This is a genomic window from Undibacterium sp. GW821-FHT11H02, from assembly GCF_058808015.1.
The window spans coordinates 1-8,037 of the sequence record NZ_JBXARG010000039.1 but is presented as its reverse complement, the minus strand read 5'-3'; the positions used below and the strand labels follow the sequence as shown (position 1 = coordinate 8,037).

The window sequence follows — 8,037 nt, the reverse complement described above, 5'->3', positions numbered from 1 at the left end:
TACACACATGGCTGTTACTACACAAATGCGCACGCAAGTGACTCAGTTGTACGTCTCGCTTTTTGGCCGCGCGCCAGAGGCAGATGGCTTGGGTTACTGGGTGCAGCAATTAAGCAATGGTAAGTCGCTGCAAACCGTTGCACAAGATATGTACAATGTTGCGCCATCACGCATTTACTATCCACTTTCTTTGTCTAACGAAGAAATTGTAGGCCGATTCTATTCCAATGTATTGGGTCGTACGGCTGATGCAGGTGGCTTGGCCTATTGGACTGGTCGTTTGAACACAGAGTCAACCACTGGTACAGCCGCTTCACGCGCTATCGCAGTTGGTACTATCGTGACAGAAATGCTCACGGCAGTTATTTCTTATAGCGGCACAGACGCGGTAGCCTTGGCTTCTCAATCTTTGTTGAACAACAAAGTAGCTGTTGGTTTGCATTATGCATTTGATATGAATGGTAATGATGTTGCTCAAGCAGCGGCATTGATTCCATTGGTAACATCAGGCCCGAACGGTCAAAATGCAGCGAATACGCAAATCGATTTGTTCTTTAATCATGCTCCTGTCATGACTTCTGGTGAAACTGCGATGATCGCAGAAAATGCGCCAGTAGGTACCGTGCTTTATACGGCGACAGCGACAGATTCCGATGCGGGTGATACAAAAACATACAGCTTAAAAGCGTTGACAGGCGATGTCGCGATGTTGGATATCAACCCAACAACAGGCGCCGTCACTTTGAAGGCTTCTGCTGATTTTGAAACAAAAGCATCTTACAATTTCACAGTTGTTGTAACTGATAAATTAGGTGTTTCAGCAGAAAAAGCGGTGGTTGCTACTGTAACAAACGTTAACGAAGCGCCAGTGGCTCAAGCTGCTGCAGCGAGTGCTGCTGAAGGTGCCGTAGTTATTAGCGGTACAGTTACTGCGACTGACGTTGACAGTGCTGCATTGACTTATAGCCTCAATGCAACAGCACCAGCAGGTCTTACATTTAACGCTGATGGTACATACAGCTTCAACCCAGCAAACTCAGCCTATGACTCATTGGCGGCTGGTGCGACACAAGTGTTGACAATTGGTTTCACTGTGACTGATGGTAGTTTGACAAACACGAAAGATTTGGTCATCACGATCACTGGTACGAACGATGCGCCTGTAGCGCAAGCGGTCGTAGCGGCTGGCCTGGAAGATGCAGCAGGAATCGTTGTGACGCCAATGTCCTCTGATATCGACACTGGTGATACAGCGACATACTCTCTCAATAGCCAACCAGCTAACGGTACAGTCGCAATGGGTACTGGCGCAAATGCTGGTAAGTTCGTCTACACACCAAATGCGAACTACAACGGTACAGATAGCTTCACCTACAAAGTCACAGATGCTTCAGGCGCGACTTCAGTAGCGACTGCAACTGTCACAGTGACAGCAGTGAATGATGCCCCAGTAGCCAATGCAAGTGCAGCCGGCGCAGCAGAAGGTGCGGCAGTCATCACTGGTTCCGTTACAGCATCTGATATCGACAGTACAGCGTTGACATATAGCCTCAATGCAACAGCACCAGCTGGTTTCACATTCAATACAGATGGCACATACAGTTTCAACCCAGCAAACTCAGCCTATGAATCATTGGCAGCTGGCGCGACGCAAGTATTGACAATCGGCTTCACTGTGACTGATGGTGGTTTGACAAGCACTAAAGATCTGGTGATTACCGTCACTGGTACAAACGATGCGCCAGTAGCGCAAGCGGTAGTAGCGGCTGGCTTGGAAGATGCAGCAGCAATCGTTGTGACGCCCATGTCCTCTGATATCGACGCAGGCGATACGGCGACCTACTCTGTTAGCGGCCAACCAGCTCACGGTACAGTCGCAATGGGTACAGGCGCAAATGCAGGTAAGTTCGTCTACACACCAAATGCGAACTACAATGGTACAGACAGCTTTACATACACAGTAACTGATGCTTCAGGTGCTACTTCAGTAGCGACTGCAACTGTTACCGTGACAGCAGTGAATGATGCACCAGAAGCCAATGCAAGTGCAGCAGCTGCAGCAGAAGGTGCCGCAGTCATTACTGGCTCCGTTACAGCATCTGATATTGACAGCGCAGCCTTGTCTTACAGTCTGAATAGTGCAGCACCAGCTGGCTTCTCCTTCAATGCTAACGGTACGTATAGCTTCAATCCAGCAAATGCTGCTTATGAATCATTGGCAGCTGGCGCAACGCAAGTATTGACAATCAGCTTCACTGTGACTGATGGTAGCGCGACAAATACTAAAGATCTGGTTATCACAGTCACTGGCACGAACGATGGCCCTGTAGCGCAAGCTGTGGTAGCAGCTGGTTTGGAAGATGCAGCAGCAATCGTTGTAACTCCAGTTTCCTCTGATATCGACGTTGGCGATACTGCGACCTACTCTGTTAGCAGCCAACCAGCTAACGGTACAGTTACAATGGGTACAGGCGCGAATGCTGGTAAGTTCGTCTACACACCAAATGCGAACTACAATGGTACAGACAGCTTCACCTACACCGTAACAGATGCTTCAGGTGCTACTTCAGTAGCGACTGCAAGTGTTACCGTGACAGCAGTGAATGATGCGCCAGTGGCAAATGCTTCAATTGGATCTGGTTTTGAAAACACAGTTCTGACAGGTAGCGTGAACGGTACTGATGTTGATGCAGGTGATGCACTGACCTACGCACTGGTTTCTGGTAGCGCCACTAACGGCACTGTAACGATCAATAGCACAACAGGCGCTTACACATTCACGCCGAATGCGAACTACTTTGGTCCAGCGACATTCCAATACACAGTGACTGATCGTGCTGGTTTGGTATCTACGCCAGCGACAGTAACATTGTCAGTGATTGACGTTGCTAACGTATTGACTGCAGGTTTAGATAATGTAACTTTGGTCAACCCAGCATCAGAAACTGTTATTGGTACTAACAACAACTTGAACGCGGGTGACGTTGTTGTCGGTGGTGCTAACGATAAAGTAGTGTTGAACCTTGACTCTGCTATGACAGGTGCAGGTGCATTCGCTGGTTACAACCTCGGTGTTGGTACATTCCAGGTAACTAATGACTCTGGCAAAAACACGGTAGCGTTCGACATGTCCAGCTCCAATGGTGTTAACACCATGGTTAGCACGAACAGTTCAAGCGACGTACGCTTTAACTTCGCTAACACGGTTGCTGATACGGATGCGGATAGTTTCGACGAAGTTAACCTCAACATCTTGAACCTCACAGCTGGCGTCAATACGACACTCGATATCCGCAATGCAGATGCATTAGGTAACGACGAGTTGAACCTCTTGGTAACCAACAGCGAAGACAATGTTACTGCTGCAGGTTCTATCAATTTGACAGCCGAAGGTACTGGCGCGGTCGATCAAGCAACCGCTTCAGGTATTGAAATGGTCAACTTGTCTACTGCTGGTAGTGCGTTCGCAGTTCGTATTACTGACCTCAATACTCCAGGTTCTACCGTACTGAACATCAGTACAGCGCAGACTCTGGTGATTGGCGACACGAATGCGAGCCTTGCTGCTATTGAAAATACTTTGAGCAGCACTGTTACGACAGTCAACGCAACTGGCTCAACTGGCGACATCGCATTAAGCACTGTGGATTCCACAGGTAGTGCTACAGTCACTGGTGGTTCAGGTAATGACACATTCTTTACATCAGACTTCTCTGATGTCGTAGTGTCAGGCGCAGGTAACGACACTGTGAACGCTGGCAACGGCAACAACAATGTTGATGGCGGTGACGGTAACGACTCTATCACTACTGGTACGGGTAACGACACTATCGCTGGTGGCGCTGGTAACAACGTGATCGCAGCTGGAAACGGCACAAACGTGATTACTGCTGCTGACGGCAATAACACCGTGACTTCTGGTACTGGCGTTGACAGTATCACTTTGGGCAACGGTAACAACACAGTCACTTCTGATGCTGGTGCAGATACAATCGTAGTCGGTAATGGCGTTAATAACATTAACTCAGGCGATGACAACGATACAGTGACTGCTGGTAACGGTGGTAACACGATCAGCGCTGGTAACGGCAACGACAACGTCACTTCAGGTTCTGGTGCAGATGCGATTGATGCTGCTGCGGGCGACGACTATGTTTCTTCTGGTGCTGGTAACGACACAGTCACTATGGGTACTGGTTTCGACAGTATCGTTGCTGGTGAAGGCAATGACGTTATCATTGGCGGCGCAAGCTTTGATGCAAGTGGCGCAGGTACTATCCTCGATCCTATCCTTGACTCAATCAGTGGCGGCGACGGTACAGATGAGTTGCAAATCAATGCTGGTTCTGTTGATAACAACTTCCGCAATGTCTCCAGTGTTGAAACATTAACATTGACGACAGCGGGTACCACCGTATTGCAAGGTGGCGTTTTTGTTGCAGCTGTTCCAGGTCCTTTGCATACGAACTATGCACAAACTGCTGGTATCCAAACGATCAATGCCCTGAACGGTGGCAACGATGTAGTCGATGCGAGTTCATTCACATCCAATTTGACAGTCAACCTCGGTAGCGGTAACGACACCGTGGCTACTGGCTCTGGTAGCGACACTTTCAACGTGGCTGGTTTGACAGATGCTGACGCATTGAACGCTGGCGCAGGTGTTGACGTATTGAACCTCGATGCAGACACAACATTGACAGCCGCAAGCCAATTCACTGGTTTTGAAACGATCAACCTCGATACAGGCCACAACAACACAGTTGATACTGCTAACCAGTACAACATCACAGTTGACAATGACAATGCGCCAAACCCTAACGTATTGAACACAGGTGTTTTGACTGTCAATGGCGCTGCATTGCAAGCTGCTACTGGTGATTTGAACAGCAACTCCATCGTTGATGCGAACGAAGCGGCTGAAACATTGGTATTCAATGGTTCTACAGTTTCCACTTACAACCTGAATGTAATTGGCGGTGCTGCAGATGACACTATCACTGGTGGCTTGTTGACATCAACAATCGCATCTGGTGCTGGTAGCGACACGATCAATACTATGGGTGGTAACAACGTAGTGACAGCAGGTGCAGACAACGACACGATCAACTTCGGCGCTGCAACTGACAATGTTGACGCTGGTACAGGCGATGACCTCTTGAACGTTGGTGCAAACCTGTCAGCTGCTGACACAATCAATGGTGGTGACGGTACAGATACTATCTCTACAGGCACGGGCTATGCTGATGCAGTCTACGCTAATGTCACAAACGTTGAAGTGTTGACCTTGACTTCTGGCGTAACATCAACTTTGGCACTCAATGCTCAAGCTGCTGGTATCCGCACAATCAACGGCGACGTTTCAAGCGACAACATTAACGCTTCTGCTTACACAACAGGCAATTTGACAATCACAGGCAACGGTGGCAATGACACTATCAAGTCTGGTGCAGGTAGTGACACAATCACTGCAGGCAGCGGCAACGACAGCATTGAATCTGGTGCAGGTGCAGATCGCGTAATGAGTGGTAGCGGTACAGACAACGTCAAACTCGGCGCTGGCAACGACGTCGCTAGTTTCACTGGTACTCAGCTCGACGCAACTGATGTAATCGATGGCGGTACTGATACTGATACAGTCGAATTGAACAATGCAACAGCAGCGGTGAACGCAGCGGTCAATCTGACCAATGTTAAAAACATCGAAAGCTTCAAGTTGACAAGCAGTGGTGATGTGACACCTCTGGTGACTGACGTAAATGCCAACACATTGACATTCTCTGCAGGTGACGCAGGTACAATCACCAACGTGAACGTAGATGCTTCTGCGTTGACTGATGCTGATGACAGCTTCCGCGTGACATTGGCTGCTGGTACAAACGCGAACTACCAGTTCAATATCACTGGTTCTTCTACTGCAGACACATTTGAGAAGTTGAACGTTGGTGCAAACAACAACGTGTTGTTTAATGCTGGCGCAGGTGATGACAGCGTGATCATTCGCGGTGGTGATTTAGGTGCAAACATCACTGTCATGGGTGGCTCTGGTAACGACTCCCTGGTACAAAACGGTGGCATCTTCATCGACGACGACATGCAAAACGTGTTCTCAGTAGAGACATTGCGTGCAGCAGCTGGTACAGCAATCAATGCTGTTTTGGGTGCACAAGTTGATGCAAACATGGGTCTGCAAAACATCGTTGGCAGCGACATGAATGACAACGTATTGCTCGACGCAGCTTTCGGTGCTGTTACAACAGCATTGAACGTCAACCTCGCAGCGGGTGGCAATGACACTATCAATGCAGGCGCGACGAATGTTGCAGTAACTTTTGTTGCTGGTGCTTCTAACATTACTGCTGCAGATGTATTGAGCGGCGGCATGACTGCTAATGACGTATTCACATTGACTGCGGATAACGGCACAGCTGACCTGAGCAACACAACGAACGTTGAAACCATCAACGTAGTGCAGTTAGATGACAACAACATCGGCTTGACGATGACTGACAACACTTTCACAGGTGTTACAGCTAACCGTATCACTGTCAATGCTGCAACGTTGGATGGTTCTAACAACGGCACAGTTGCAATCGGTGGTTTGACAATCAACGCTGGTACTGTCACTAAGTCCTTGACGATCAACGCTGGCAATGGTGATGACAACATCACTACAGGTGCTGGTGACGACGTAGTGGCTCTCGGTCTCGGTAACGATACATTCAATACTGGTGCAGGTAACGACGTAGTTACTAACCTCGACGGCAACAAAACAGGTAGTTTGGGTGACGGCAACGACAGCGGTACATTCGGTGACGGCAACAACAATCTGAGTGGTGATGCTGGTAATGACACAATCACTTCCGGTAATGGTAATAACACGATTTCTGGTGGTACAGGTAACGACAATGTTACTGCTGGTAACGGCAACAACATGATCGACGGCGGTACAGGTACAGACAACATCGTCGCTGGCAACGGCAACAACACGATCGCTGGCGGTACAGGTAACGACACTATCGTTGCAGGCACAGGCAGCAACGTCGTTGACGGCGGCGACGGCAATGACCGTATCACAATCAACGGCGGCGCATTGACATCTAGCACCATCACTGGTGGTCAAGGTACTGATACCATCACTGGTAGCTCTGGTAGTGATACCTTCCGTTATGTACAGTTGACTGACTCTGACGGTAACGGCATTACGCCAAATCGTGACGTCATCGTTGGCTTCGACACAACGAAAGACAAAGTTGCTATCGAAGCAGCTATGTTCGGCAACAACACAACTTTGTTGAACTGGGCTGGTAACGGCGCAGACTTCGCTGATGCACAAGGTGCAGTACAACTGGGCGCAAACAACGGTAAGGCAGACTTCGTCTACCAAGCTGACACTGGCCGTCTCTGGGTTGACCTGAACGACGACGGTGTTTTGAACGGTGCCGATCTGCAAATCAACTTCCGTAATGCTGATGGCAGCATCCCGTCTTCCATGACATTCTTGGCTGGTAATGTAGTCACGCAAGATACGATTGCGCCTACAGCACCTACGCTGGATCTGATGGCTAGTGATGATAGCAACGTCAACACAGATAACGTGACTAATGTGTCACCTGTTATTGTGCGCGTCTTCTTGACAAACACAGGTCCAGGTACTGCTGCAATTGCTGGTGATTACGTCACATTGACGAACGGTCTGGTTGCATTGCCAGCGGTTCAGTTGTCTGCTGGTGACATCCTTGCTGGCTTCAGAGATATCGCAATCAATTTGAATGCTAATGCAGCAAACTCATTGACAGCGGTGATCTCTAACGACCCAACAGCGCCTATCCAAGGTCCAGCAAGTACAGCGTCTGCTGCACTGGTTGTGACACATGACAACACGGCTCCAACCGCTGTATTAGTTGATACAACTAGCCCAGCATTGATCTCTACTGATGCACGTCCTACACAAACTTACCAAGTTACTTTCAGCGAGCCAGTGACTGGTTTTGCTCTGAGCGATTTGACTGTGACTGGTGGCGTTGCAGGCAGCTT

Annotated in this window: 1 protein-coding gene; it reads left to right on the top strand. The window is 48.9% G+C overall.

From position 1 onward, the window contains the following. A partial coding sequence (locus AC1RR2_RS20825) for a tandem-95 repeat protein (RefSeq protein WP_493224206.1) occupies positions 1-8,037 on the top strand: 8,037 nt, incomplete at both ends.